Source organism: Marinobacter antarcticus, from assembly GCF_011049865.1.
GTDB classification, from domain to species: domain Bacteria; phylum Pseudomonadota; class Gammaproteobacteria; order Pseudomonadales; family Oleiphilaceae; genus Marinobacter; species Marinobacter antarcticus_A.
In genome coordinates, this window is record NZ_DRGY01000069.1 from 1 (window position 1) to 25,386 (window position 25,386).

A 25,386-nucleotide genomic window follows, 5' to 3' on the forward strand; every position below is an offset into this window, starting at 1 on the left:
ATTTTGACGCGTACTTTTACTTACACGATGTTTGTCTGGTTTTGTCTTGTATGCCCTGACCTTACTGGCTAACCTGCAGGGGTAGTTATGTTTTGCCCCGTTCCCGTTGCAGGAGATTGTTATGGCAGGCGCCACCAACAAAGATACCGGTCAGTACGAAGCGCGGAAAGTGAAGTACCGGAAAACCAAGGCCAGTTGGAACCCTGCCATGCAGGCGGTTCCAGTGCCAGGTATCCGGCGGATGGTTAATATGGCGGCGACCATGAAGGATGTTATTCATCTGTCCATCGGTCAGCCGGATTTGCCAACGCCCAAGCACATTATTGATGCGTACGTTGACGCTCTGCACGCGGGGCAAACGGGGTACACCATGGATGCCGGCCTGCCGGAGTTGCTGGTGGCTCTGAGGGATTATTACGGCAAACGATACAACCGCAAGTTGACCCGGGACAACATTCTGGTTACCAGTGGCGCCACAGAGGCCATGTATTTGGCGATCTCGGCGACAGCGGCACCTGGGCGACAGTTTATTGTGACGGACCCTTCCTTCCTGCTGTACGCGCCTCTAATCCGCATGAACGGGGGTGAGGTTAAATTCGTCCCGACTCGTGCAGAAAACGACCATCAGCTTGATCCTGATGAGGTGATTCGAGCGATGGGGTCGCGCACCTTCGCGCTGATACTCAATAACCCGAATAATCCGACCGGCGCGGTATACCCACGCAGTACCGTGGAAACCATTCTCGAAGAATGCGCCTACCGCGGCATACAGGTTTATGCCGACGAGGTGTATGACCACCTGATTTTTGACGACGATGATTTTGCCAGTGTCCTGAACTGCTCCATGGATCTGGACAACATCATGTGCATCAGCAGCTTCTCGAAAACCTATAGCATGGCAGGGCTTCGTATAGGGTGGGTGATCTCCAGCCAGGCGGCGATCAAATCCCTGCGCCGCTATCATATGTTCACCACCTCGGTTGCCAACACGCCTTCCCAGTTCGCGGGTGTGGCGGCGCTTACGGGCGATCAGCAGTGTGTGAAAGACATGGTGGGAATCTATAAGGAGCGCCGCGATAAAGTCGTGGAGTTGATCGACCAGACGCCGTACATGACCGGTTACAAGCCGGGAGGCGCTTTTTTCGCGTTTCCGGATTTGCCACCCCACGTTGACGGGTCGGATCTTGCGTTGCGCTTGCTGAAGGAAACGGGCGTGTGCGTGGTGCCGGGCGATGCATTTGGCGAGGGTTGTACCAACGCGGTTCGTATCAGTTTTTCAACGACTTGTGAGAAGCTGGATGCCGCGTTCGATCGCATTATTCCGTGGATGGCCAAACAGCAATTTTGAGGTGCCTTTATGTCGGCTCTGGATTCTGTGCTTGTCCAGTGCCCCTACTGTTGGGAGACGCTGGACATCAGCGTCGATCCCTCGGTGGTGGAGCAGGAATACGTGGAAGACTGCCAAGTCTGTTGTCAGCCCATTCTATTGCGGGTTGTTTTCGATGATAATCTCACGCCTCATGTAGAAGCCCGGGCCGAGAACGAGTAAATCATCCGCTCTGGCGCCGGATAAACGCCTGACTCACGGAGAGAAAAAATGGATAAACGACGCCTGCGCCTGAGCGGCCTTTGGGGCTTTGTGTTAGTGGTGCTTGCGCTGTCCAGCGGCTGTGCCAGCCTGTCCCCTTATGCAATTTCCGAAGGAGAATTGGAGAGCCATCTGCAGGATGTGGTTCGTGATTACGATCGCATGCAGTTGAAGAATGGCTCGCCCCTAAGCCTTAGCCTTAAAGAGGCAGATATCACCCTGGGGCCAGATGGGCGTGATGTGGCGGTGATTGATCTGAAGGGGCAGGTTGCCCTGAATGCCTTTCTGACCAAACTCCCGGTTGATATTGCCTTGAAGGTTGAAGGTGCGCCGGTATACGACAGCAAAGAAAAAGCGATCTACATTCGCAGACTTAAGCTGCTTGAAAGCAGTGTTGACTCCGGGTTTTTCAAAGGCGATCTCGCGCCGGTCACAAGCAGCGTAATGAGAGTTGTGGCCCAGATGCTGGAAACCATGCCGGTTTATCGCCTGGATGACTCCAATCTGGCTCAGCGCATGTTTGGTATGGTGCCTCTGGATGTGCGCGTAGTGCCAGGTCGCCTCGAATTCGTGATGTCGGATAAATAACCGCTTATCCGTAAATCAGGGCCAGATACGGTTTTCTGGCCCTGCGTCCAACCCCGCTCAGGCTGACAGGCGTTGGCAAATAGCGTCACCTATCTCCTGTGTTTTCCGCCGCGCGCCAGCGCTGTCTGCCAAATCCGCTGCCACAGCGTCAAATAGCTCCTTGCCGGCCGCCGCCAGAACAGGATCTTTGCGCCCCAGCCACTCGAGCATTCGGGCTGTGGTAAACAGCATGGCTGTTGGGTCCGCCAGGCCCTGGCCGGCAATATCCGGAGCGCTGCCGTGGGTGGGCTCAAACATGGAGGGCATGTCCGGGTCCGTCGGGTTCAGGTTGCACGATGGCGCAACGCCCATGCCGCCCGATAGCACGGCAGCAAGGTCGGTGAGAATGTCGCCTTGCAGGTTGCTGGCGACCACCACATCGAATGCCCATGGGCTTTGTACAAATTTCATACAGGCAGCATCCACCAGTTCGTGGTGGGTGGCTACGTCTGGAAACTCCTTGCTGATGTCCTCGAACGCTTCGGTGTACATATCACCCCAATAACGCAGGGCATTGCGTTTGGTGACCAGGCACACCTGGCTTGCACAGTGGCGACCATCAAGAGTGCGAAAGCTTCGGGCGCGGCTTTGCTGTTCACGATCTGAAGCCCTGGTGCGAGCCTGCTCGAACCCGTAGCGGATAATGCGATTGGTCGCCTTACGGCTGAACACCTCCATCTGGGTTGCGATCTCGTCCTCGGTTCCCTTACGCAAGCGTCCACCCTGGCCTACATACTCGCCTTCGGAGTTTTCACGAATCACCAACATATCAATATCTTTTGCACGTTCGTCAGCAAGGTACTGACGTGCGCCGGGTAACAGGCGGGCAGGGCGCTCGCAGACCCATTGATCGAAGCCTTTGCGCATGTCCAGCAAGGGTGCTAGTGAAACGCTGTCGGTTAATAGGTAGCGGTCGGGGTCGTCTATCGGGCCAGGATCACCCAGGGCCCCCAGTAATATGGCGTCGTAGGCTCTGAGCTGAGCCAGGGCGTCATCAGGCATGGACTCGCCGTGCGCCTGGTGCCAGGCATGGGAAGGCCAGGGAAAGTGGCTCCACTCAAGGGCCAGATTGTGCTTGGCGCGCAGGACCTCCAGGCAGCGTATGGCTTCTGCCACAACTTCCGGACCAATACCGTCGCCCGGGGTTACTGCGATGCGTGTCGTTTGGGCCATTGCGGAAACTCCTTTAAATTGGAAGGCTCGAATGAGTGTTAGAGCCCAGTGTAGTTGTGTGACTCGTGGATGCCAGCATTTGACATACTTTTACCCTAAGCTGTTTGCCACAGGTTGTTCGTGTCTGGTGTTCGGGACTATAGTGGCGCACAGACAGTGGCGCACACACAAAAGTGGCGCACGAGTACGCTATTAATTATCCTGCCACCAAGCCCGATTTAAAGCACTGGAGTTAACGTGATCAAGCCAGACGTTCTGTTTGACGAATCCCACTGTGAGCAATGCGCCTGTGGAGAAGGGTTGGATTTTTCTTTTACCTTTGCTTTCCAGCCTATTGTTGACGTTGTCAACAAAACGGTCTACGCATACGAGGCTCTAGTCAGGGGCCCAGAGGGGGAGGGTGCTCTGAGCATTCTCAACAAGGTAAATGAGCGCAACCGCTACGCCTTCGATCAGATTTGCAGGGTCAAGGCCGTTAAGCTCGCCTCCAAGCTTGGTATGAATACCCGTCTGAGCATAAATTTCATGCCCAACGCCGTCTACAAAGCGGAATACTGCATTCGCACAACGTTGGCCGCAGCGAAAACCTATAATTTTGACACCAGCAAGCTCATTTTTGAGCTGACGGAAGGTGAAGATCTGACCTCAGTTGAGCACCTTGCCTCCATTATTGATGCGTATCAGGAGATGGGGTTCAGTACGGCGATCGATGATTTTGGCGCGGGTTACTCCCGGTACAACATCATGATGATCAGCCCGCCCAATCTGCTCAAACTGGATATGACGCTGGTTCGTGATATTCATGATGAGCCTAATAAGCAGGCTGTTGTGGCGGGAATCATCACCATGATGAGCCAATTGGGCGGAACGATCGTAGCCGAGGGCGTTGAAACAAACGAAGAATATTTCTGGCTACGGGCTCAGGGCATCACTCTTTACCAGGGCTATCTGTTTGCGAGACCAGGTTTCGAGTGCTTGCCAGAGCCGCATTACCCGGTCTGAAGATTCCCCTAACCGACAGGAAGACTGACTGTGCTTTACCGAGTTCTGATTATTATTGGTGGCCTGGTGTTCGTTGTCGCGCTCTTTGCGCTACTTTGGTTCTTCTGCAAGAGGTTCCTGGAACGCCAGGGTATTACCGAACAGCTTTCGGAACGCACTACGGCGCTTGCGACCGGGACCTTTGCCGGTATCAGCGTGGGGCTTGTGTTCGCGATTGTGGGTGCATTTGTGCTTGGTCCCCTGGCATTCTACCGTACCCTGCGCAGTCAAAATGTGGCGGTCTCTGACGGTGCCGCCGTGTGGTGGGGGTTTGGTATTGTGGTGGCATCCCTTGGGCTGGTCGCCATCGCTTTTTTCGGTTTCCTGGTCGCCGTTGGCGCCTATTGAATGGCTTTCAGCTGCTCTTTGAACCATATCAGGGCCGGCTCCTGAGTGTAGGCTTTGTGCCAATACAGGTGCACATCGAGAGAGGGCAGGTCCGTCGGTGGATTCAGGGTGGTAATACTGGCTCGTTCCGAAATAATTCGGGCGTAGGTTTCCGGCATGGTCAGCAAAAGGTCGGTGGCTTCCACCACCCGGCACGCTGCGTAGTAGTGTTGGCAACGCAAGCGGATGCTGCGTTGAACCCCCAGTCTCGACAGCTCAAAATCCTCAATTCCCGGACCTTCCGTGCGCGACGAAACCAGTACGTGCTGCGCTGAAAGATAGCCCTCCATATCCAGTGCCTGCCCTGCAAGCGGATGGCCCTCACGAGCCAGAACCACAAGCCTGTCCCGCCTCAGAAGTTCATGGGACGTCTGTCGGCTGACCGGAAGCAGAACATCGACTGCAAAGTCCAGTTTACCGGCGGCCAATTGGGTTTCCATATCCCGCCGTGGAATGCGCTTACTCACGATTTCCAGTTCCGGATAGGGATCCAGTCGCCCCATCAGTTGTGGTAGAAACGTTGCTTCGAGAACATCCCGCAGGCCCAGGGCGTAAGTTTTGCGGTGATTTGCCGGATCGAATGCATGAAACTGGTTGACCGCGCTCTGGATCTGGGTAAGCCCGGGTTTCATGGATTCAAGAAAGCGTCGCGCCAAAGGCGTTGGCACCATCTGGTTACCCTGGCGAGTAAATAGTGGATCATCAAAATGATCTCGAAGGCGTGACAGGGAATGACTCACAGCCGGCTGAGTAAGGTGCAGTGCCTTTGCGGCCCGGGTGAGGCTGTTCTCCCGATAGATGGTGTCGAATACGTGCAAAAGGTTGAGATCCAGGCGAGTCCCGGTCATAGACATTACGCTCACAGTGAATAAATCAGGCTAATAGTAAACGATAAGAATAATTCAGTCGCGTAATAGTAACCGCAGCCATAGACTAGTCGTAGACCAACGTTATCGTGCTTGTTCCGTTCCGCACCAGCCTGTGTAATTTCTGTGAGGATTTGGCAATGGATTTTAGTATCTCCGAGAAAGGCCAGGATTATCTCAACCGTGTAAAAGTGTTTATGGCGGAAGAGATTTTCCCGATTGAAGCTCAGTATTCTAAAGAGTTGGCGTCTCTCGAAAATCGCTGGGTTGTGTTGCCGATCATCAAAGAGCTGAAGGAAAAAGCCAAGGCCCAAGGTCTCTGGAACATGTTCTTTCCGGATGAGACCCACGGTTGTGGCCTGCTCAACTCGGATTACGCCCTGATCGCTGAAGAGACGGGCCGCAGCTTTATTGCGCCTGAAATCTTTAACTGCAACGCGCCGGATACCGGCAATATGGAAGTGCTGATCCACTATGGTTCAGAAGGGCAGAAAGCCGAATGGCTGCCACGTTTGCTCAGTGGCGAAATCCGCTCTGCGTTCTGCATGACCGAGCCGGACGTCGCCTCATCGGATGCAACCAATATGGAGGCGACTGCGGTGGTTGACGGTGAGGAAGTGGTGCTGAACGGCCGCAAATGGTGGAGCACCGGCATCGGACACCCTGACTGCAAGGTCGCCGTCTTTATGGGCCTTTCTGACCCGGATGCAGACAAGCACCGGCGCCATTCCATGGTTCTGGTTCCGCTGGACACGCCGGGCGTAAAGATTGAACGCATGCTTTCGGTGTTTGGTGAGTACGATGAGCCATACGGGCACGGAGAGGTCTCGTTCACCAATGTGCGCCTGCCCAAGAGTGCCTTCATCGCCGGTCCGGGTCGGGGTTTTGAAATTGCGCAAGGGCGCTTGGGGCCTGGCCGTGTGCACCACTGTATGCGTGCCATTGGAGCCGCCGAGCGTACGCTTGAGTTGCTGATTAAAAGAGCAACCAGCCGAGAGGCGTTTGGCCGCCCGTTAGCAAAACTTGGCGGGAATCCGGATATCATTGCCAATGCGCGTATGGCGATTGAGCAGGCGCGTTTGCTCACGCTTAAATGCGCTTGGGCTCTCGATACCAAAGGCATTGTGGGTGCCATTCAGGAAGTTGCCATGATCAAGGCGGTTGTTCCGTTAATGCTGCAAACTCTGGTTGATCAGGCCATTCAGATTCACGGTGGCGGGGGTGTGAGTGATGATGACTTCCCGCTGACCCAGTTGTTTGCTTATGCTCGAGTATTGCGGTTGGCCGACGGGCCGGATGAAGTGCACCGAGCTACCGTGGCTCGCATTGAGTTGCGCAAATACAAAAGCTGATTAAAAACCATATAACGGGAAACATTATGACACAGCGAGTATTCGTAACAGGCGGCGCAAGCGGCCTTGGCCGGGCCATTGCGCTGCGCTACGCCAAAGAGGGTGCGAAGGTCTGTATCGGTGATATCAATCCGGAGCAGGGTGTTGGCGTTGAGCAAGAGATCAACAACGCCGGTGGCGAAGGCTACTTTGTGGAGTGCGATGTCCGGCGCCTGACGGATCTGGAAAAGGTTTGTGCTGATCTCACAGACAAGTGGGGCGGTGTGGATGTGGTCGTGAACAACGCCGGTGTTGCGTCTGCAGGCTCTATTGAAGACACCACCATGGGCGATTGGGAGTGGATTCTGGATATCAACGTCCTTGGCGTCGTGCGGGGCTGTAAGGCGTTTACGCCGCAGTTTAAGAAGCAGGGCTCAGGTGCGTTTGTGAACATTGCGTCCATGGCGGGCCTGATGCTGGCTCCGCTTATGGATAGCTACAATGTGTCCAAGGCGGGGGTGATTGCTTTGTCTGAGACATTGAGCCAGGAGTTGCGGGGTGACGGCATTCACGTCAGTTGTGTGTGCCCGGCGTTCTTCCAGACCAATCTCACCAGCAGCATGCGTTCTGATATTCCCGGTATTCAACAGAATGTAAACAAGCTGATGAAGCGCTCGACTATTTCAGCAGACCATGTTGCTGAGGACATTGTGCGCTCGGTGAAAAACAAGGATTTCTGGGTGTTGCCCCATGTGAAAGAGCGCCGCATGTGGATGCTCAAGCGCTACGCACCCTGGGCGTTTGACAAACTGATGTACGAAGAGAGCAAGCGCTGGATGAAGAAGATGGGCGGTAAGGCCAAAGCCTGAACCGAACGCGAGAATCACAGGAGAGCCATGAATGACCCAGATTGATCAGGCCGCGGACATCCGCGAAGGTGAGGAGCTGGACGTGTCGGCAGTCGACCGATTCATGAAAAGCTCGATACCGGAGCTCAGCGGCGAGCCGATGGTGCGCCAATACCCCGGGGGTGCTTCCAATCTGACGTATCAGGTGGACTACGGCGAGCGCTCCTATGTACTGCGACGTCCGCCGTTTGGCAAGATCGCAAAATCTGCCCACGACATGCTGCGCGAAGCGAACGTGATGCAGGCGTTGAAGCCGGTTTATCCTTACGTGCCCGACATTCTCGCTATTTGCGACGATCACAGCGTGCTGGGTTGCGATTTCTATGTGATGGAACGGGTGCAAGGCATCATCTTGCGCCAGGACTTCCCTGAAGATTTTTCGTTGAATGAAGCCGACACGCGCAAGCTGTGCCTGAGCGTGATCGACAAGCTCGTTGACCTGCATCGGGTTGACGCCAAAGCGGCCGGATTGGACAAGCTGGGCAAGGGCGACGGGTATATTCAGCGTCAGATCGGCGGCTGGAGTGATCGCTTTCGCAAGTCCCGTACAGAAGATGTCGGCGATTTTGAGGCTGTTATGTCCTGGCTTGACGACAAGATGCCAAACGACAGGGCACAGGTTGTGATCCACAACGACTTCCGCTTTGACAACCTGGTGCTGAACCCGGACAACCCCTTTGAAGTACTCGGGGTTCTGGATTGGGAAATGGCGACGATCGGCGATCCGCTGATGGATCTGGGCAATACGCTTGCCTACTGGATTGAGGCAGACGACGAAGGCCCGTTCCAGATGCTGCGCCGCCAGCCAACGCATCGCCCAGGCATGCTTAGCCGGAAAGAAGTGGTGGAATACTACATGGAAAAGTCTGGCTTTCGGGCTGATAACTTCGATTTCTATGAGATCTACGGACTTTTCCGCTTAGCGGTGATTGTTCAGCAGATCTATTACCGTTTTTATCATGGCCAGACAGGCGACAAACGGTTTGCCGCCTTTGGCCATGCGGCCAACTATCTTGAGAAACGCTGTCTGCGTCTGATCTCAGAGAGTTCCTTAAAGAGTTCCTTAGAGAGTTCCTTGTAGTGGCCACGGTGTACCTGATGCGCCACGGCCAAGCCAGTTTTGGCAAGGAAAACTACGATCAGCTTTCGCCCCAAGGCTGGGCGCAGGGAAGGGTGCTGGGCCGCTGGATGGTCGATAAGATAAAGCCGGCGGCAATTTTTGGCGGCAATTTGCAGCGCCACCGGGAAACGGTTGAGGCCGTTGCGACCGGTTATGGAATGCGCTTGCCCGACATGCAGGTGGCGCCCGGCTTCAATGAATTTGATCATGTCTCCATTGTTAACCGTTATCGCCCCGAATGGTGCGACAGGCAGGTTATGGCGAGGGATCTTGCGTCCTATCCGAAACCCGCAGCAGCCTTTCAGCAAACCTTTGTTGAAGCTGTTCGCCGCTGGATATCCGCAGACTATGACGGGGAGTACGACGAGACCTGGACAGAGTTCAAAACCCGGGTTCTTGCGGCGTTTGATGAAATGATTGAGTACGCAGACGGTGGTGATGTCTTGGTGTCTACGTCTGGCGGCCCTATTGCCGTTATGTGCCAACACCTTCTGGGCCTTGATGACGAGCGGGCGCTGGGATTGAACGCAGTCATCGCCAATACCAGTGTCACAAGAGTCCTGTATTCCAAAGGTCGCCGCAGCCTGTCTGTTTTCAATAATTACAGCCACCTGGAAGCGGAAGACCCCGCCCTGGTGACGTTCCGATGACCCATTGAGGTGTACGAATGAGCAAGAAAGACCTGTTTGATCTGACCGGCAAGACGGCCCTGATTACCGGCGCCAGCCGTGGCATTGGCGAGAGCATTGCCCGCACTCTGGCGGAGTATGGCGCCCACGTGATTGTGACCAGTCGCAAGATCGACGCCTGTGAAGCCGTGGCCGGTAGCATTCGCGAAGCAGGCGGCAGCGCTGAGGCCTATGCCTGCCATATTGGCGAAATGGAGCAGATCGAAGCCATCTGGGCTCACATTGACAAAGCGCATGACAAACTGGATATTCTGGTAAACAACGCCGCAGCCAACCCGTATTTCGGCCCGATTGAGGACACAGATCTCGGTGCTTTCCAGAAAACGGTAGACGTAAACATACGCGGCTATTTCTTCATGTGCGCCCGTGGTGCGCAGTTGATGAAGAAAAACGGTGGTGGTTCTATCGTCAACGTTGCATCGGTTAACGGCGTAAATCCAGGGCATTTCCAGGGCATTTACTCGGTCACCAAAGCCGCGGTTATCTCCATGACCAAATCGTTTGCCATGGAACTTGGTCAACAGAACGTTCGTGTGAACGCCTTGCTGCCGGGGCTTACAGACACCAAGTTCGCCAGTGCTCTGACCTCCAATGAAGCGATCAAAAAGCAGGCTATGGCGCACATCCCCATGAAACGTGTGGCCGATCCGAGTGAGATGGCCGGTACGGTGCTGTATCTGGCATCGGATGCGTCCAGCTACACCACGGGTACCTGTATTAATGTAGACGGTGGGTATCTTACGATCTGACGGTTCTTATGCAGGCAGTGCGATCTAGAAGTCCTGTGTGCATGTGAGGGCTTCGAAGTCGCCGTGCAATTTCGATGCGCGTTCGGCAAGGTGGTCGAGGTGAGACGGCTCACTTGCCAGCAACAGATCCTGAATCAGCGAAGCCATGGCCTCTATGCTTCTATTCATTATTTCAGTGTAGCCATCGCCCCGCGCGACTGCAGAATTGTTGATCAGCTCGGTGATGGTGTCTTTGAAACCGGGCTCGTGGCGGTTGTCGAGAGCATTCAACAGGGCTTTTTGCCAATTTCGGCGCCCCTCCAGCCAGATTCTGGTCTGCCCGATGCGGTCTTCTGACCAGTCTTTTATGATGCGTTGCTGGGTGCTGTTCAGGCTGCCTAGCCATTGCTCCGCACGCTCAGCAGTTCGTTCTGAGCGTGCCTTTGCGATCTCTTCCGCGTCCCCAACAAGAAATTTTTCTTCAAATTTTCGGCGTTTCTCAACCATATTGCCCGCCAGCTCGTTCACCTGCTCATCGCTAAGGCTGGAGAACAGGTTAACCGCGGCGGGCGTTATCTGCTTCAACAGCGGTGGAATGAACGTCATCATTTGAATCTGGAGGTTGTTGATTTCAGTGGGGCCCAGATCACCGGAAGCCAGAGTGCCTTGCAGGCTGTCCAGCCACGCACTGTAGCGCGGCAACTCCTTGCTGCAGTGCCATTTCTTCAGGCTCTCAAGATCAACATTCAATTGCTGCTTCTGAGGCGGCGTAAGCGTAACCCGATCTTCTACCCACCAGACCGCGCCCCAGTCGGCGTAACGGTAGGCGAGGCGGGTTGAGCTGCATCCTGACGTAAGCAAGGTGACCATAATCAGAGTGATCGCAAGCAGGATCATAAGCCAGCGCCTGGCGCTTACCTGAAACGAGCACCTGTACTGATCCATATCGCGCCTTACGTGGTAGAAGAGCTTATCGAAAAAAGAGTACAAGATTACGATATCACGAGGATTTCAGATGTGGCTATCTGAAGTTCCGCACCCATAGCAGTGCAGCTCACCGAAATGACGTTAAGACCACTGCGTGAGGGAAACGAGGGTACGTGAACAAACGGCCCCGACTTAACCGGGGCGTTCTGGTTTACCGAATGGCCGTGCGTGAGCTGGCCGAATCCATTTGAGACAGAGCCGTGGCGGTAGGCGGCCGAAAATGCAGAGAGTAAAGCACCCGGTCCAGTACCGCTTGGCCGTTCCAGGCAGGATCATTATTAACGATGCCTACAACGGCCCAGGTAGTATTATTTTCATCCCGGGCAAAACCGGCGATAGAGCGAACGTTTTCGAGATAGCCGGTTTTAATACGTCCCTCACCGGCCATACCGGTGTTGCGCAAGCGCCGGGTCATGGTGCCATCCATCGCGATGATGGGCATGGAGGTCATAAGATCTGAGGAGTAGGGGCTGTTCCACGCCTGCTGTAAAATCTTTGTGCCCTGCCGGGTTGTGATTCTGGCGTAGCGGGTCAGCCCGGCGCCGTTATCAATCACCATCCCGGTTGTGTCGACACCTTTGCTCTCCAGCCAGTCATAGATCACGCGTATGCCCGCAACCCGGTCGTCTTGCTCTTTCTCCAAGCGGTTTTGGGCGCCGATGGTCAGCAATAGCTGGCGCGCCATCACATTACTGCTCCACTTGTTGATGTCCCGTACCATGGTAACCAGGTCTGGCGAGGTGGTTTTCATGACCAAGCGGGCATTTTCCGGCGTTAACCCGTTCGAGTTTCCACCGGATACGATGATGCCCATCTCGCCGAGCAGTGAGCGAATCATTGAGGCGCTGTATTGGTCGTGGGGCAGCAGAGACAAATAGGTTGTTGTGCGACAGCCCTGCGGCAGTTCACCGGTTACTCGCACAGTAACCCTGCCGCCTTCCTGAAATACCGGCTCCCAGTCAAAGTTACGGCGCGCCGGGCAGGATCCTTCGGCAACGGCGGTTACGCGATTATCGATGACAATCTCGCTCAGCGCTGGCGTGCTCCAGGCTTGAGTGCCGCGTTCGTCGGCGCGTATTTGAAAATGAACGAGATTGAGATTCGTCAGGTAGGCCGATGGCTCAACCAGAAAAGGCGCGTAAGGGTTATCGCCATTGTCTTCAAATGCCGGAAAACCACCGTCGATTTTAAAGTAACTGCCGTCGAGCACCAGATTGCCATCGATGCGGGTAATTCCCATGTCGCGGAGTTCCCGCAGTGTGGTCCAGAGTCGTTCGAAGGTGAGCTTCGGATCGCCGCCAAAGCGAACGTAGAGATTGCCGTGGAGCGTATCACCCACCATTTCCCCGTCGGTCAGAAAATCGGTATCCCAGCGATAGGTGGGCCCAAGAATTTCCAGAGCTGCGTAGGTTGTGATCACCTTCATTATAGAGCCAGGGCTCATGGGCACATCGGAATTGATGTTCTGATCAAGCCCCGGGCCGTTCAGGGGCACGGCAGACATGCTCAGCGCTTCGTCACTATCAAGGGATTTCGTGGCGTAGTCGCGCATCTGGCTGGCCCAGAGACGATTACCACTGTAGCCCGCATCGTTGTTGTCAGCCGCCAGCGCTGATGGCAGGTTTGCCAGCGCAGGGGCCAGGACAAGAGCCGCGACGAAAGCCAGCGCTGGGCGCCTTTGCCGAAGACCGACGTTTCCTGCGCTGTTTAAGTGCGGCATACCCGAAATCACCATGGTGGCTGTTTGATGCGATTTGCTAAGAAATCTTGTAGATGAACAATAGCCCATCTTTGCGGATTGTACTATGCAGAAAACCTCTACATGACGTTAATAAATGCCAGTAGCTTGTTTGTTTGTAGAGGGATTTTGTCATCAAGTGTAAGCACCCGTGCCGGGCGATGAGCCCGGCATTTCTCCGGGGCTCAATCCCAGTCTGGAGCAAAGCCGGGATTTGCTATTCTCTCGCACCGATCCAGGTGATCAATAGCCCGGACTTCGTCGTCGCTTAATGTGATCTTTAGCGCATCAAGGTTGGCAGTTTGGTGTGCAGCGCGGGTCGATGAGGGTATGGGCACCAAGCCGCGAGCGGCAACCCAGGCGATCGCAATCTGGGCCGGCGTTGCGTTATGCCCTTGGCCGATGCGTTGCAGTGTTTCATCTTCCATCACCTTGCCAACGGCCAGCGGCATATAGCCGGTGACGGTAATGCCGAGCTTTTGGGCGTGTTCCACAACTTTACGATTCGTCAGGAAGGGGTGCACCTCCACCTGATTGGTAAAAATGGTGTTTTCTCCCAGAATCTCGATCGCCTGGTCCATTTGTGCGCAGGTGAAGTTGGAAATGCCGATGTGCTTTGCGAGCCCTTCTTTTTGCGCGTCCCGCAGGGCACCCAGGTATTCTTCCATGGGGACATCGTTGTTCGGCGAGGGCCAGTGAATAAGCGCCAGGTCAACATAGTCTGTTTTCAGGCGTGCGAGACTGTCTCGCAGGCTTCTGATCAGGTCGTTTGCATGCAGTTGGTCATGCCAGATTTTGGTGGTAAGGAAAATGTCGTCGCGGGGGACGCCGCTGGCAGAAATGCCTTCGCCAACGTCTGCCTCATTGTCGTACATCTGCGCGGTATCAATGTGACGATAACCCACTGACAGGGCGCTTTTAACAGCATCCCGCGCGTCATTTCCCTTCAAGCGGAAGGTCCCCATACCGATGTCTGGAAGTTTGCTGAATGACATGCTGTCCTCCTGTTAAATCTGTGTCCTGTTAACGTGGTGGTGGTTCTCTGGTTCTTCAAGTGGCCTGCGGGTATTATCAGCGCTGAATCGATGCAATCCCCTAAGTCAAGAGTAGCGATTATGTATACCGGGCAGTGCCTGTGTGGCGATATTACCTTTGAATACGACGGTCCTCTGGGCCCGCTGTCTCTGTGCCATTGCAGTCAGTGCCGCCGTGCCCATGGCAGCGCGTTTTCGGCCAGTTCTCCGGTGCAGAAAGTGCGCTTTCAATTTTTGTCAGGACAAGAAAAGCTGACGGAATATGAATCACGCCCGGGAAAATATCGGGCCTTCTGCAGCCGCTGCGGGAGCCAGGTTTATAGCCGCGTGGATGCGATTCCTGGCATTCTCCGTTTACGCGTGGGCGTTATAAATGAGCCCTTGGGCAAAGGCGCTGCGCAGCATGTCTATACCGGTTCAAAGTCAGACTGGTTTGACATTACCGATGCTCTGCCCCAGTTCGAAAAAACCGAGCGCACCGGCGATCCTCACTGAAAGCGTATTGGTATTTATTGCAAATAATAATCATTACCATTAATATCTCCAATGTATTCACCTGAAGTGCGTTACAAGCGCTCTTCGCGGGGGCGTTTGCATCATAAATCAAGGGAGATGTGGCCATGACGGCAGAACAGGAAATGATGGAAGGGTTGAAGATCGCGGCTGGCGCTGGTGTGTTTATCGCAGTGGTTGTTGCCGGCTTGCTATTGGGCTCCGGGATCGGGAGCTGAATTCCGTCCAGAGCCAGGGACATCAGGTTGTGGAGGCGTTATTGCCGGGTTTGAGGTTGCGCTGTAACCATCGATCCAGCTTGTCGGCGAATTCTTTTCGGTCGGTTTGGCTGAACGGAGCCGGGCCACCGGTAACCTGTCCGGCATTGCGCATTTCTTCCATGAAGTTTCTCATGGCAAGGCGCTGGCGAATGTTTTCCCGGGTGAAGGCCTGGCCTCTTGGATTGAACACGTCTGCGCCTTTCTCAATGGCTTCGGCCGCCAGCGGAATGTCTTGAGTAATCACAAGATCGCCAGCGCTGAGTTGGTCCATTATTTCGTTATCGGCCACGTCGAACCCCTGCATAACCTGCCTGGCATTAATATGAGCGCTGGGCGGCAGTTTGATGACGTGGTTGGCAATGAACGTTGTTTGAACGTGCCAGCGGGTAGCGGCGCGGCAAAGAATTTCCCGGATGGGCACGGGGCAAGCGTCGGCGTCGACCCAGATCGGCATATCAGGTTCCTCAAGCAGTTTGGTTCTGCCGTGCAGTTTACCCGCTCTTGGCGAAGCTCGGAAGCCGGCAAAGTGGTGCTACTATTATCATTTTGACACTAACGATGCGGGGCACCATGAAAAAATTAATCGCACGGCTGTTTGCCAGCAGTGCGCTGATCGCGCTGGTCTTTGCTAACGTAGCGGTGGCCCATGAGTACTCCCATGGGGGAGTTGATATCGAACATCCGTGGAGTCGTCCAACACCGCCGGGTACACCCATGGGCGTCGGCTATTTGGTGATCAGAAATAACAGCGACAAAGAAATTTCGTTGGTTGGCGCGAGCACGCCCAGAGCCGTTCGTGTTTCGATTCATGAAACGCGGATGAAAGCGGATGTTATGAGTATGCGGTGGCTTGAGAGCGGGCTGACTATACCGGCTGGAGAAACCGTAGAGCTTAAACCGAGCAGCTATCATTTAATGCTGGAAAAGCTCGCAGAACCCTTAAAAGCAGGCGAAAGCATTCCTTTGACTCTGGAGTTTGAGGGTGCGGAAAGGATGCAGGTTGAGTTAAAAGTACAGTTCCTGGATGCTGATATGAAAGAGCCTGAAACGACTCATTCAGAGCACTAGATGGGCCACTGGCGTTCTTTTAAACGTCACTGGTACCGTCCTTTTGAAAGGCTCGCGCTTATGAGCAGCCACCGCAGCAGGCGCCCGGATCTCCGTGTTTACCCTTCATTGCAGTTTCTCTTTCAGTGCTTTTCGGTGTCTTGGTGGTTTGCGCGGCGGATGCAAGCTCGCGGAAAAAGATTCAGAATTGTTTATGTGTGCTACAGTCTCGGCTGAATTTGCTTATCGCTCGCGCTTGGGGTTTTCGATGCTTATTGCGCCTTTTCGCCCTGAATGGTTGTGATAGTAGCTTAGGCGGCACAGACCGCTCTGTAGTAGGGGATTTGCAGTAGATGGATCATCAAGATAGTACTGTCAATCCCATGTCGCGGCGCGCGCGTGGGGTTCAATTCTGGCAGGTTGCCCGACGCGCATGTCAGCTTGCCGCGGCTGTCGATATTTCCTTTTTCTTCCTGTTTCATATTCTTGAGTCGCCTATCCTGGCGTGGATCAATGTTGGCAGTGTCGCTATATACGCGGGTGCCTATTACGCCCTCCAGCGCAGGCTCAATCGACTGGCCATCTCGCTGATCTGGTTTGAGGTTATTGTTCACTCGGCGCTAGGCACCATATTGATCGGATGGGGCAGTGGCTTTCACTATTACTTATTGATGTTCATCCCGGCGTTGTGTGTCAGCTCGATGCGTCGCTTTGCCATTTTGTCTTTAGTCGTGGTGCTCTGGGGCTATTACATAGCGCTTGATATTCTCATGTGGTTTATCGACCCGGTTCAGCCGGTTTCGTCCGGTGCTTTGCTTGGCGTTCATCTGTTCAATTTGAGCATCGTATTTGCCATGTTCAGTTATCTGTCATTCTTTTATATGAACATGGTGGTTTCGGCGCAACGCAAACTTCGCAAATTGGCCACTGTCGATTCGCTGACGGGTCTGTTCAATCGCCGCCACGGCAGTGATATGGCGGAAAAGGAAATCGCACGTTTCCAGCGAGCTGGTCATCCTGTGGCGTTCTTGTTGTTCGATGTGGATCACTTCAAATTAATTAACGATCGATATGGGCATGAGATGGGAGACAAGATCCTATGCGAGATAGGACGACTAATCCCGGCACAGTTGCGAACCCAGGACATCGTTGCGCGCTGGGGTGGCGAGGAGTTTCTGGTTATTCTTCCGGATACCGGAATTGAGAGTGCGCTGGCGAGTGCCGAACGAGTCAGGAAAGCGTTTCGCAGCTATAAGTGGACATCGGCTACAGGCGAGTCGGTAGAGGTCACCATAAGCGCGGGTGTCAGTGAGCTTGGTCAGAATGATGATATGGCGTCTGTGGTCAGTCGTGCGGATCAGGCGCTTTATCGTGGTAAGGCTGGAGGTCGAAATCGGGTTGAGCAGTAAAGAGAGGCTTTTGATCAACAAAAGGCGGGCAATAAAAAAGGCAGCTTAAGCTGCCTTTTTCTAACGTTGTCTGTTAATTAAACAGCAACAACGTTCTCTGCCTGAGGACCTTTCTGGCCCTGAGTTACGGTGAAATCAACTTGCTGGCCTTCAGCCAGAGTCTTGAATCCGCCGCCTTGAATAGCGCTGTAGTGAACGAATACGTCCGGGCCGCCTTCACGAGTGATAAAGCCAAAGCCTTTAGCTTCGTTGAAGAACTTAACAGTACCGGTAACAGTAGACATAATAATAAATCCTGAATTCAATCTTTTAAAGTGCCGCCAAGACATCATCTTGATGACTGGTCAGCGGTATGCGGAAACAAAAAACGGGCGTGATCAAAAACAGGACGATGCACTACTTATTACTACAGAGATGCGTCTTATTGATGAAGTGCTTTGCTAAATCTTTCCAACGGGGCTTACTTTACCTGCTGCCGGCGAAAAAGCAAAGCATTTTCTTGTAGGCATAAACCCGACATTTTCAGCAACATGAGGTATGTTTGGCTCAACATTCCGGAATTCGTGCGAATCACCGAAGGAGGCTTTCCTTGTCTGATCTATCCATTTATGAAAGTTTTTCTGTCAGCGTTGAAAACAAGATCGCCCACGTGGTGCTCAGCCGCCCCGAAGCGCTGAATACCATGACAAAGGCTTTCTGGCTTGAGTTGCCGAAGTGCATGCAGGAAATTGAATCGAGCACAGATGCGCGAGTGATTGTGGTCTCATCCACGGGTAAACATTTCTCTGCGGGTATGGATCTCGGTGTTTTTACAGATTCAAAAGCCGTTCCCATGAATGGCGACCCGGGCCGCATGGCGGAAAACCTTCGGCGTGTTGTTCTGCAACTGCAAGAGACTCTGACGTCGCTGGAGGCTATTCGTCTGCCGGTATTGGCGGCCATTCACGGAGGCTGTATCGGTGGTGCACTGGACATGGTTTGCGCGGCCGACAGCCGCTACTGCACAGAAGATGCGTACTTCACCATCAAGGAAACCGAGCTTGGTATGACCGCAGATGTTGGCACTCTTCAGCGTTTACCCAAGCTGATGCCCGAAGGTGTTGTGCGTGAACTGGCGTACACCGGTCGCAAGTTTTCTGCGCAGGAAGCGCAAGGCGTGGGCTTTGTGAATGCGCTATACGCAGATCGCGAAGCGCTGATTGCAGGCGTTATGGACATTGCTGCTCAGATAGCGGCAAACTCGCCGCTTGCCGTCACCGGTTGCAAGGAAATGCTGAATTACAGTCGCGATCACAGCGTCGCCGACAGCCTCAAATACATGGCTACCTGGCAGGCTGGCATGTTTCGTCCAACCGACATGGTGAAAACCTTTCAGGCCAAGGCTCAAAAACAGGCGCCTCAGTATGATGATTTGTTCGCCGTAAAAAACCTTTTTGAGTCGTAAATAGCGGTGAATAATCGGCGTAAATCGAAGCTGTCTCCGGTGATCGCGCTGGTGTTTCAGGGCGGGATCGGTGCAGTTGGACTTTTGGCGATTCTGGTGGCGGGCATTCCTGTAGAGATATTTGGCGCCGGGCTTATGCCAAGCGTGCTCTATGGCCTCTTGGGTGCCGTGTGCACGTACGTCCTGCTGATACTGCTCACCCAGATTCCCCGTTTGTTCCCGGATAGCCTCGACCGGCAAATGCGTGGTCTTTACAGGTTTGCCTCCGGTTATTCCTGGCCCGTACTTTTTCTGCTCTCGGTCTTCGCCGGTGTCGGCGAAGAGCTGCTTTTCCGGGGCGCTGTGCAGGGTTGGATTGCGCTGCATATGGATGTCACTACCGCCGTGCTGGTCGCATCCGTGCTCTTTGGCCTGGTGCACTATGCATCCTTTGCGTACTTTGTGATTGCTACAGGCCTTGGGCTGGTGCTTGGATGTGCTTACGCGTTAACCGACAGCCTCCTTCTGGTTATGATCTGGCACGGCGTTTACGACATCATAGCGCTGTTCTGCCTGCTCCGATTTCCCGGGTGGTTTGGTATCAGCGTGCGATAAAAAGATTACGTGTGTGCCGCTTTCAGTGCGGTCGTCAGGCGCGCAATAACGCCTCCGCTATTGCGCCAGAAGTGCCAGTAGAGCTCAACATCAAGTGATTGACCCGGCGCAATCCTGACCAATCTCCCCGCCTTGATTTCCAGCCGGGCCTGAACCTCCGGAATCATGCCGTAACCCATGCCCGCCAGAGCCAATTTCACAAAGCCTTCTGAAGAAGGGCACAGGTGATACGGGAAGGCGCCATGGTAACCACTCTGAGCCAGAAACCGGTGCTGCAACTGGTCATTTGGACCGAAAATAATGGCGGGCGCTGACCGCAGGCTGAGTTCATTGAAGCCTTGGCTGAAGTATCGTTCTATGTATTCGGGCGTGGCCAGCGGCAGATAGGTCATGGTGCCAAGCGGAACGCAGCGTGCTCCAGCGACAGGTTGCGGATTGCTGCATATGCAGGCGGCCACGTCACCTTCGCGCATTTGGCGCAATGCAATATCCTGATCCTCTACCACCATATCCAGCAATAACGCTTCTTCGAGGCAGAACTCCCCCACGGCATATGCCCACCAGGTCGCCAGGCTGTCGGCATTAAGAGCGATGCGCAGCCGTGTGGCGGGCTCGGAAAGGGCGGGAAGTGATTTCGCCAAATCCCGTTCAAGTAGCTGAACCTGTTGCACGTGATTCAACAGTTGTTGTCCGGCCGGCGTGGCTTTGGGAACGGGGCTGCGCAGGAGAACCGGCTGCCCGGTGCGAATTTCCAGGTTACGGATGCGCTGTGAAATGGCGGATTGACTCAGGCCAAGCACAGCGCCTGCACGTTCGAAACCACCGGTTTCGATAACCGTGGCAAGGGCTTCCAGCAATTTGTAATCAATCATAAGAAAAACTGATGTGTCATTACTAATATGAATTTCAAGTATAGCGGCAAGTCGCTATTCTTGCGGCATCAAAAATGGAGCGTAAAGCCGTGATTGAAAGCTATCTGACAGGATTGATTGTGTGCGGCGGCATTATCGTTGCCATTGGCGCGCAGAATGCCTATGTGCTGAGCCAAGCGATCCGGCGTGAGCACCACTGGTGGGCGGCCGGCCTGTGCATGGTGGCGGATGTGACCTTGTTTACGCTTGGCATGTTCGGGGTGAGCGCGGCTCTGATGGCCATGCCACAGGCACTGGAAATCCTGCGCTGGCTTGGGGTGGTGTTCCTCGGCTGGTTGGCGCTTCAGGCTTTCGTGCGAGCCAGCCGGGGCAGGGTGGCACTTGATACGGGAAACGTGTCGCGCAGAAGCCTGAAGGGCGTTCTGATTACCACGCTTGCCGTTACCCTGCTGAACCCTCAGGTGTATCTGGATACCCTGCTGTTGATTCCGGCAGTGGGCGCACAGCAAAAAAACGCAACCACCTTTGTGGCCGGCGCCAGCAGCGCGTCTGTTCTGTGGTTCGGTTTGCTGGCCTGGAGTGGGTCGGCGCTGGCGCCTGTTCTGTCGCGCCCTCTGGCATGGCGGGTTATCGACGGCGTCATTGGCGTAATGATGGCGGCCATAGCGCTTAATCTCGCGCTCAACGGCGTCTTGTAGGACTATGTCTTTTCAGGGCTATGCACTTTCAGGACTATTCAATTTCAGCGCTATTCAAATCGTCTGGCGCCGGAAAGGCGGTCTCTCCAGTAGTAGCCGTTTAATTCCGACATGGTAACGCCTGCCGACGTTGACGCATGGATAAAGCGATTGCCTCCCATATAGATGCCCGCGTGCTGGTCTTTGCCGGCGATCCTGAAGAACACAATATCCCCGGGCTTAACGTCTCCGGGCTGAACGACATCGCCGTAACGCAGCATTTGCGATGTGGTGCGCGGCAGGCGCTGCCCCAGACCTTCGCGATAGGCGGTCATGATAAAGCCTGAGCAATCAAAGCCACTGGCGGTCGTGCCGCCGTATTGATAAGGCACCCCTTGGTAGCGTTGAAAGGCTTGCCAGAGCTTTTCAGCTTTCTCGGAACCCGGTGCAAACTCAACAGGGGAGTACTGGCGTGCGGCAGCGCTTGGCTGGAGGCGCTGATTACTGGCGCAGCCGCCTAACACAAGGGCAGAAAAGACCAAAACCAAAACATAGTTGAAAGACTGAGCCATGCGCATTCCAGAGCTGCTGTTCTTTGTGCCCACTGTATTATTGAATTGCGAGGATGTCAGGTTACGATTTGCAGGATTTGTTATCCTTGTACCATGCTGAAACTATCCAATGCTGTTGAAATTGCTGAGTGGGAAATAGAAATTACCCAAATCCGAGCCCAGGGCGCCGGAGGGCAGAACGTGAATAAAGTCGCGTCAGCGGTGCATTTGCGCTTCGATGTGCAGAACTCTGCTTTGCCGCCGTTTTATAAGCAACGTCTTATGGCGCTTCAGGATCGGCGCATCAGCAAGGAGGGCGTTATTATTATCAAAGCCCAGTCGTTCCGCACGCTGGAGCTGAACAAGAACGATGCACTTGAGCGCCTGAAGGAATTGATACAGGAAGCGGTTAAGGTGCAAAAAGCGCGTCGTGCCACTCGACCCTCAAAATCGGCCCGACGTAAACGGGTTGACCACAAAACCCAGAAAGGTAAAACCAAAGCCCTGCGCGGCAAGGTTGATGTTTAAGCTTCCTCGCATTTGCGTCTACGCTCGTCAATTTCGTCAATAAACAAGGCCACATCGGCAAATGCTTCTTCGGCTTCGGGCAATAATGGCGTGAAAATCTGCCAAACGTGAATCATTCCGGGCCAGATGTGCAGATCTACCTGCGAGCCTTGGGCTTTTGCTTTGGCTGTGTATCGTCGGGCGTTGTCTAAAAGCATTTCGGAGTTGCTGGCCTGGATCAGTGTAGGGGGCAAGTTGGCGAGATTGCCCCGCAGCGGCGATGCCACGGGGCTGGCCGGGGAAATGCGAAATGCCGCGAGTGCTGCCCACCAGATAACCGGGCGGGGAACCTTCGACAAGCCACCAAATGCCGGACCCAGAAGAGGGTCTGTCGCGATGTTGCTGCGGTTGCTGGGCGCTGTGAGCATGAGATCTGTGGAAGGCGAAAACGCAATGGCACCATCAGCCTGGCGCAAACCGCTTTCACGGAGCCAGGCCAGTAATCCAAGGGCGTGGCTACCGCCGGCGGAGTCTCCCGCGACCAGCATGAAATCAGCGCCCTCTTCGCCATTCGGCCCGTTGTCGGCCAGCCAGGTATAGGCTTTACGGCAATCGCGCACGCCGTCCATAAACCGATGCTCCGGCATCAATCGATAGTCCACTGCAAAAACGGCTGCTTTGGCAATGTGGGACAGACGGTTTGTAATAGCGCGATGGCTGAGCGAACTGCCGGCTACCCACGCGCCCCCATGGATGTAGAGAATTCGCCGCTGGGTGTCCGCGCCGGGAGCGACGACCCATTCACCATTCGGGTTTTCGCAGTGTCGGAACTCCGATGTCAGGTTCAGGCCGTCACTCAAGCCATCCATGTGCTTTCTTACTGCCATCAGTCTCGTTTTTCCATGGAGACCTTTGGAAATCCGGCCCATTTCCCGAATGCGTGTCAGAACTTTCATGTTCTCGTCACTGGGGATTGCCTCCCTAACCGAATACTCTGCGTCGTCCAGATAAGACAAATCTTCAATGCGAAACAACAGCAGGGTTAATGCAACGATCAGTAAAACAACGATGAGTAAAACAACGGTACTGATAATCCAGAACATGAGTTTTCCGTATAGTGAAAATTGGCCGTGATAGCGTGGGCGCACTATGCTTTAGGTACTATGCTTTGGGTACTATGCTTTGGGTACTATGCTTTGGGTACTATGCTTTGGGTACTATGCTTTGGGTACTATGCTTTGAGTATAAAACATCGCAGATTGTTGCGATCTCTGTCCTCAAATGTCACAAAAGGAGAAGGGCGTTGCAAATTGCCTATCGGGCCAGAGACATCACTGAAGCACACATTGTTGCCGGGTTACTAAAAGCTAACGGTATTGAAAGTCACGTAGGTGGCCACTATCTACAAGGAGCAATGGGCGAAATTGGCGCAGCCGGTTTCAGCAATGTCCATGTCGAGGATGAAGACCTTTACCCGGCCCGACAACTGGTTGCCGAGTATGAGGCAAGTGGTCGTGTTACCCAGGCGCCCCAGAGGAATGACAACAAGCCGAATTCCTATGCCCGATGGTTTTTAGTGGCTGTGGCGTCGTTGGCATTGATCTGGCTGAATCTTCGATAAGTGCAAACACTCGAAACCCGATGGATAGATGGAGCACAATGGTTATGTCAGACAATCTCGTTATGTTAATTACCGGCGCATCTTCCGGCATTGGCGCTGCGACGGCCCGGGCGGCGGCGAAAGAAGGCTATCGTCTTGTTCTCGCCGCCCGCACCTCAGACAAGCTTAAAGCCCTGCAGGCAGAGCTTGGTGGTGCCAACGACGTGTTGATTGTTCAGTGCGATGTACAGAACGGTGATGACCAGAAAGCAATGGTTGAGCAGGCACTCAAAACCTTTGGTCGTATCGATTCTGTCTTTGCGAATGCCGGCCGGGGTGGTGAGCCTGGCGGCTTCAGCGAGGCTGATCCAGAGGTTTGGAAAGATATGATCCTCACGAACATTTACGGAGTAGGCCTGACCATTCAACATTGCTTGCCAGCCTTGCGAAAAAGCAAAGGTCATCTGCTATTGACTGGCTCTGCGGCAGGCAGGGTGACAATTCCCGGTTCAATGTACAGCGCAACCAAGTGGGCGGTTTCCGCGATCGGTTATGGCGCGCGGGAAGAGCTGCGAGGCTCCGGAGTGCGGGTAACGTTGATAGAACCCGGTATGGTGGACACACCGTTTTTTGATAAGCCCCCGGCTCATGCACTGATGCCGGATGACATTGCTCGCGCGGTGATCTACGCGGTGTCTCAGCCTTCCCACGTGGATGTAAACGAAATTCTGGTACGACCAACGCCTGCGGAATAGCAGCAACAACAACCGCGCCGGCTCAGCCTTGCCTATCGTTTGACGCTGCGTTGGCGAGGTTTTCCGGCTTTCGGGCGCTTTGCCGATTTGGGCTTTGGGCCAGCCGCGGGTTTAGCGCCGGACGGTCTTGGTGAGCGCTTTGGTTTGCCGGCGGATTTTTTTTGCGCGATCACAGGCTTATTTGACGTGTCGTCAGACGATGAGTCGCGAATCGCGTCAAACAGGCTGGCCAGTTCTTTCGCCGTAAGATCTCTCCACTCGCCTGTGGCCAGGCCCTTCAAATTGACGTTCATAATGCGCACCCGCTCCAGCCGGGTGACGTCAAACCCGAAATGCTCGCTCATTCTGCGGATCTGCCGGTTCAGCCCTTGCACCAGTGTGATGCGGAAGACAAACCGACTCTCCTGAACCACTTTGCATTTTTTCGTGGTGGTGCCGAGAACCGGCACGCCTCCGGCCATTCCCTGTATAAACGATTGGGTAATGGGCTTGTCGACCGTTACAACGTATTCCTTTTCGTGGTTGTTGCCAGCGCGCAGAATTTTATTCACCAGATCGCCGTCGCTGGTCATGAAAATGAGCCCCTGGGAATCCTTGTCCAGGCGCCCAATCGGAAAAATGCGCGCACTGTGACCCACAAAACGCTGGATGTTGTATTTCTCCGCGTCATCGGTGGTGCTGACAATGCCAACCGGCTTGTTCAAGGCAATAAACACCAGATCTTCTTCCGCGCGAGGTTCGATAACCTGGCCGTTTACGGTAACGGTATCGGTGGGTAACACCTGGTCGCCTACACTGGCCCGCTTGCCATTAATAAAAACATTGCGTTGCTCAATGTAACGATCTGCCTCCCGGCGTGAGCACATGCCGCTTTCGCTGATGTATTTATTAAGACGGGTGGAGTGGTTGCGGGTCATTTATGGTCCGTTGCTTGGCAGGG

At 54.3% G+C, this 25,386-nt stretch carries 31 protein-coding genes; 19 read left to right on the forward strand and 12 right to left on the reverse strand.

Features of this window, described 5'->3' with window-relative positions; translation table 11 throughout:
* Nucleotides 1-121 precede the first annotated feature (121 nt).
* The 3 genes from ENI00_RS08595 to ENI00_RS08605 are packed head-to-tail and all read left to right on the forward strand — an operon-like array spanning nt 122 to nt 2,176.
* Nucleotides 122-1,348: a pyridoxal phosphate-dependent aminotransferase gene (locus ENI00_RS08595; protein ID WP_304101361.1), complete on the forward strand. Its 1,227-nt coding sequence runs from the start codon at nt 122-124 to the stop codon at nt 1,346-1,348.
* A gap of 9 nt (nt 1,349-1,357) precedes the next feature.
* The gene (locus ENI00_RS08600; protein WP_304101362.1) at nt 1,358-1,549 is read left to right on the forward strand and encodes a CPXCG motif-containing cysteine-rich protein; all 192 of its coding nucleotides are present in this window, start codon (nt 1,358-1,360) and stop codon (nt 1,547-1,549) included.
* 48 nt (nt 1,550-1,597) lie between these two features.
* Nucleotides 1,598-2,176 (forward strand): DUF1439 domain-containing protein, encoded by a 579-nt coding sequence (locus ENI00_RS08605; RefSeq protein WP_304101363.1) that lies wholly within the window; start codon nt 1,598-1,600, stop codon nt 2,174-2,176.
* 57 nt (nt 2,177-2,233) lie between these two features.
* Here ENI00_RS08605 and ENI00_RS08610 read toward each other — a convergent pair whose 3' ends face one another.
* The gene (locus ENI00_RS08610; RefSeq protein ID WP_304101365.1) at nt 2,234-3,388 is read right to left on the reverse strand and encodes an isocitrate/isopropylmalate dehydrogenase family protein; all 1,155 of its coding nucleotides are present in this window, start codon (nt 3,386-3,388) and stop codon (nt 2,234-2,236) included.
* Nucleotides 3,389-3,628: 240 nt separating this feature from the next.
* Here ENI00_RS08610 and ENI00_RS08615 point away from each other — a divergent pair, with 240 nt between their 5' ends.
* Both ENI00_RS08615 and ENI00_RS08620 read left to right on the forward strand, forming a co-directional pair.
* A complete protein-coding gene (locus ENI00_RS08615; RefSeq protein WP_414674238.1) occupies nt 3,629-4,390 on the forward strand; it encodes an EAL domain-containing protein in 762 nt (253 codons plus the stop codon).
* A 30-nt stretch (nt 4,391-4,420) separates the two neighbouring features.
* The gene (locus tag ENI00_RS08620) at nt 4,421-4,777 is read left to right on the forward strand and encodes a hypothetical protein (RefSeq protein ID WP_304101369.1); all 357 of its coding nucleotides are present in this window, start codon (nt 4,421-4,423) and stop codon (nt 4,775-4,777) included.
* On the opposite strand, the gene ENI00_RS08625 is transcribed toward ENI00_RS08620, so the two are convergent.
* Entirely contained in the window at nt 4,771-5,664 is an 894-nt protein-coding gene (locus tag ENI00_RS08625) for a LysR family transcriptional regulator (protein WP_304101437.1), read from the reverse strand. The genes ENI00_RS08620 and ENI00_RS08625 overlap by 7 nt on opposite strands.
* Nucleotides 5,665-5,822: 158 nt before the next feature.
* Between ENI00_RS08625 and ENI00_RS08630 the strand changes: the two genes are divergently transcribed.
* From ENI00_RS08630 to ENI00_RS08650, 5 genes are read left to right on the forward strand one after another with little or no spacing between them, the layout of a single operon-like run.
* On the forward strand, nt 5,823-7,034 hold the full coding sequence (locus tag ENI00_RS08630; RefSeq protein WP_304101371.1) for an acyl-CoA dehydrogenase family protein: 1,212 nt from the start codon (nt 5,823-5,825) through the stop codon (nt 7,032-7,034).
* A 26-nt stretch (nt 7,035-7,060) separates the two neighbouring features.
* On the forward strand, nt 7,061-7,882 hold the full coding sequence (locus ENI00_RS08635; RefSeq protein ID WP_304101374.1) for an SDR family oxidoreductase: 822 nt from the start codon (nt 7,061-7,063) through the stop codon (nt 7,880-7,882).
* A 31-nt stretch (nt 7,883-7,913) separates the two neighbouring features.
* Nucleotides 7,914-9,002: a phosphotransferase family protein gene (locus ENI00_RS08640; RefSeq protein ID WP_304101377.1), complete on the forward strand. Its 1,089-nt coding sequence runs from the start codon at nt 7,914-7,916 to the stop codon at nt 9,000-9,002.
* On the forward strand, nt 9,002-9,691 hold the full coding sequence (locus ENI00_RS08645) for a histidine phosphatase family protein (RefSeq protein WP_304101378.1): 690 nt from the start codon (nt 9,002-9,004) through the stop codon (nt 9,689-9,691). Before ENI00_RS08640 ends, ENI00_RS08645 begins: the two co-directional genes overlap by 1 nt.
* 17 nt (nt 9,692-9,708) lie before the next feature.
* Nucleotides 9,709-10,479: an SDR family oxidoreductase gene (locus ENI00_RS08650; protein WP_304101380.1), complete on the forward strand. Its 771-nt coding sequence runs from the start codon at nt 9,709-9,711 to the stop codon at nt 10,477-10,479.
* Between the two features lie 24 nt (nt 10,480-10,503).
* On the opposite strand, the gene ENI00_RS08655 is transcribed toward ENI00_RS08650, so the two are convergent.
* From ENI00_RS08655 to dkgB, 3 genes are all read right to left on the reverse strand, one after another.
* On the reverse strand, nt 10,504-11,355 hold the full coding sequence (locus ENI00_RS08655) for a DUF6279 family lipoprotein (protein WP_304101381.1): 852 nt from the start codon (nt 11,353-11,355) through the stop codon (nt 10,504-10,506).
* A gap of 241 nt (nt 11,356-11,596) precedes the next feature.
* Entirely contained in the window at nt 11,597-13,165 is a 1,569-nt protein-coding gene (dacB, locus tag ENI00_RS08660; RefSeq protein ID WP_304101383.1) for a D-alanyl-D-alanine carboxypeptidase/D-alanyl-D-alanine endopeptidase, read from the reverse strand.
* A 203-nt stretch (nt 13,166-13,368) separates the two neighbouring features.
* On the reverse strand, nt 13,369-14,178 hold the full coding sequence (gene dkgB / locus ENI00_RS08665; protein WP_304101385.1) for a 2,5-didehydrogluconate reductase DkgB: 810 nt from the start codon (nt 14,176-14,178) through the stop codon (nt 13,369-13,371).
* 120 nt (nt 14,179-14,298) lie between these two features.
* On the opposite strand from dkgB, the gene ENI00_RS08670 reads away from it, so the two are divergent.
* A complete protein-coding gene (locus tag ENI00_RS08670; RefSeq protein ID WP_304101387.1) occupies nt 14,299-14,712 on the forward strand; it encodes a GFA family protein in 414 nt (137 codons plus the stop codon).
* Between the two features lie 258 nt (nt 14,713-14,970).
* On the opposite strand, the gene ENI00_RS08675 is transcribed toward ENI00_RS08670, so the two are convergent.
* Complete coding sequence (locus ENI00_RS08675) at nt 14,971-15,444, reverse strand: YaiI/YqxD family protein (RefSeq protein ID WP_304101389.1); 474 nt, start codon at nt 15,442-15,444, stop codon at nt 14,971-14,973.
* Between the two features lie 116 nt (nt 15,445-15,560).
* Between ENI00_RS08675 and ENI00_RS08680 the strand changes: the two genes are divergently transcribed.
* Nucleotides 15,561-16,058 carry a copper chaperone PCu(A)C gene (locus ENI00_RS08680; RefSeq protein ID WP_304101391.1) on the forward strand — a complete coding sequence of 166 codons (498 nt, stop codon included), beginning with the start codon at nt 15,561-15,563 and terminating at the stop codon, nt 16,056-16,058.
* A gap of 58 nt (nt 16,059-16,116) precedes the next feature.
* On the opposite strand, the gene ENI00_RS18745 is transcribed toward ENI00_RS08680, so the two are convergent.
* Nucleotides 16,117-16,239: a CCGSCS motif protein gene (locus tag ENI00_RS18745; RefSeq protein WP_414674239.1), complete on the reverse strand. Its 123-nt coding sequence runs from the start codon at nt 16,237-16,239 to the stop codon at nt 16,117-16,119.
* A gap of 151 nt (nt 16,240-16,390) precedes the next feature.
* Here ENI00_RS18745 and ENI00_RS08685 point away from each other — a divergent pair, with 151 nt between their 5' ends.
* Nucleotides 16,391-17,446 (forward strand): GGDEF domain-containing protein, encoded by a 1,056-nt coding sequence (locus ENI00_RS08685; RefSeq protein ID WP_304101393.1) that lies wholly within the window; start codon nt 16,391-16,393, stop codon nt 17,444-17,446.
* Between the two features lie 77 nt (nt 17,447-17,523).
* Here the strand turns inward: ENI00_RS08685 and ENI00_RS08690 are convergent, their stop codons facing one another.
* The gene (locus tag ENI00_RS08690; protein ID WP_071266268.1) at nt 17,524-17,730 is read right to left on the reverse strand and encodes a cold-shock protein; all 207 of its coding nucleotides are present in this window, start codon (nt 17,728-17,730) and stop codon (nt 17,524-17,526) included.
* Nucleotides 17,731-18,035: 305 nt separating this feature from the next.
* On the opposite strand from ENI00_RS08690, the gene ENI00_RS08695 reads away from it, so the two are divergent.
* The gene (locus tag ENI00_RS08695; protein ID WP_304101398.1) at nt 18,036-18,890 is read left to right on the forward strand and encodes a crotonase/enoyl-CoA hydratase family protein; all 855 of its coding nucleotides are present in this window, start codon (nt 18,036-18,038) and stop codon (nt 18,888-18,890) included.
* A 6-nt stretch (nt 18,891-18,896) separates the two neighbouring features.
* Nucleotides 18,897-19,484, forward strand: a complete 588-nt coding sequence (locus ENI00_RS08700; RefSeq protein ID WP_304101400.1) for a CPBP family intramembrane glutamic endopeptidase — start codon at nt 18,897-18,899, stop codon at nt 19,482-19,484.
* Nucleotides 19,485-19,489: 5 nt separating this feature from the next.
* Here ENI00_RS08700 and ENI00_RS08705 read toward each other — a convergent pair whose 3' ends face one another.
* Nucleotides 19,490-20,356: a LysR family transcriptional regulator ArgP gene (locus ENI00_RS08705; RefSeq protein WP_304101402.1), complete on the reverse strand. Its 867-nt coding sequence runs from the start codon at nt 20,354-20,356 to the stop codon at nt 19,490-19,492.
* Between the two features lie 89 nt (nt 20,357-20,445).
* On the opposite strand from ENI00_RS08705, the gene ENI00_RS08710 reads away from it, so the two are divergent.
* Nucleotides 20,446-21,054, forward strand: a complete 609-nt coding sequence (locus ENI00_RS08710; RefSeq protein ID WP_304101438.1) for a LysE/ArgO family amino acid transporter — start codon at nt 20,446-20,448, stop codon at nt 21,052-21,054.
* Nucleotides 21,055-21,104: 50 nt separating this feature from the next.
* Here the strand turns inward: ENI00_RS08710 and ENI00_RS08715 are convergent, their stop codons facing one another.
* Nucleotides 21,105-21,605, reverse strand: coding sequence for a C40 family peptidase (locus ENI00_RS08715; RefSeq protein WP_304101404.1), 501 nt, complete (start codon nt 21,603-21,605; stop codon nt 21,105-21,107).
* Between the two features lie 93 nt (nt 21,606-21,698).
* Here ENI00_RS08715 and arfB point away from each other — a divergent pair, with 93 nt between their 5' ends.
* A complete protein-coding gene (gene arfB / locus ENI00_RS08720; protein ID WP_304101406.1) occupies nt 21,699-22,112 on the forward strand; it encodes an alternative ribosome rescue aminoacyl-tRNA hydrolase ArfB in 414 nt (137 codons plus the stop codon).
* On the opposite strand, the gene ENI00_RS08725 is transcribed toward arfB, so the two are convergent.
* Nucleotides 22,109-23,194, reverse strand: a complete 1,086-nt coding sequence (locus ENI00_RS08725) for an alpha/beta hydrolase (protein WP_304101408.1) — start codon at nt 23,192-23,194, stop codon at nt 22,109-22,111. The two genes, arfB and ENI00_RS08725, sit on opposite strands and share 4 nt — an antisense overlap.
* A 200-nt stretch (nt 23,195-23,394) precedes the next feature.
* Here ENI00_RS08725 and ENI00_RS08730 point away from each other — a divergent pair, with 200 nt between their 5' ends.
* Both ENI00_RS08730 and ENI00_RS08735 read left to right on the forward strand, forming a co-directional pair.
* Nucleotides 23,395-23,712, forward strand: coding sequence for a DUF2007 domain-containing protein (locus tag ENI00_RS08730; RefSeq protein ID WP_304101410.1), 318 nt, complete (start codon nt 23,395-23,397; stop codon nt 23,710-23,712).
* A gap of 44 nt (nt 23,713-23,756) precedes the next feature.
* The gene (locus ENI00_RS08735; protein ID WP_304101412.1) at nt 23,757-24,446 is read left to right on the forward strand and encodes an SDR family oxidoreductase; all 690 of its coding nucleotides are present in this window, start codon (nt 23,757-23,759) and stop codon (nt 24,444-24,446) included.
* Between the two features lie 32 nt (nt 24,447-24,478).
* Here the strand turns inward: ENI00_RS08735 and rluF are convergent, their stop codons facing one another.
* Nucleotides 24,479-25,363, reverse strand: a complete 885-nt coding sequence (gene rluF / locus ENI00_RS08740; protein WP_304101414.1) for a 23S rRNA pseudouridine(2604) synthase RluF — start codon at nt 25,361-25,363, stop codon at nt 24,479-24,481.
* Nucleotides 25,364-25,386 lie beyond the last annotated feature (23 nt).